We start from the raw sequence: 542 nt of genomic DNA on the forward strand, positions 1-542 counted from the left end.
CGCCAGGCCCCAGCCGTCGTGATTGAAGGGGACCTTGTTCTCGTATCGGCCCTTGTACCCGTACAGAACGCCGCCGGTGAGCTTCACGAAGACCGACGGGTTGTCGAACAGGCCGTCGTAGCGAAAGCGTGGAAGACGTAGGCACAGGGATCACCGAACGAGTTTCGGAAAATGGAGACGCCCCACAGAGGGTCGTCGTACGCGCCGCGCTCGTATCCGAGCATGAAGGCGTACTTACAGTCCGAATCGCCGGTCCACTGCAGCACGTACGGAGCGATCGTCACTTCTTGGTAGCGCGTGCCGGAAACGTCTCCTGCGCCGATCTGCGCCGCGTGGCCTGCCGAGGACAGCAGGATGAAAAGGGCGCAGCCCAGCCTTGCACAAGTGCTGCTCATCAAATCCTCCCTGGATTTTTCTTCGATCGAAATAGATCGTTCCGAGAGGAAACAGCAATATTCCCATCGTTGACAGGGAGTGCGAGCCCTTGCGCCGCATGTGGCGGCGGGAGAACTGCAAGCGCAAGCCGATGGCCAGACAGGTCG

The 542-nt window shown here is 60.3% G+C and carries 1 protein-coding gene; it reads right to left on the bottom strand.

Annotated elements, in window-relative coordinates; genetic code table 11:
• Positions 1 to 83 precede the first annotated feature (83 nt).
• Positions 84 to 542 (bottom strand): hypothetical protein (locus AC1DY5_RS58190; RefSeq protein WP_478123122.1); only part of this gene is annotated, 459 nt, incomplete at its 5' end.

The sequence above is a fragment of the Variovorax sp. P4_D9 genome (assembly GCF_056401695.1).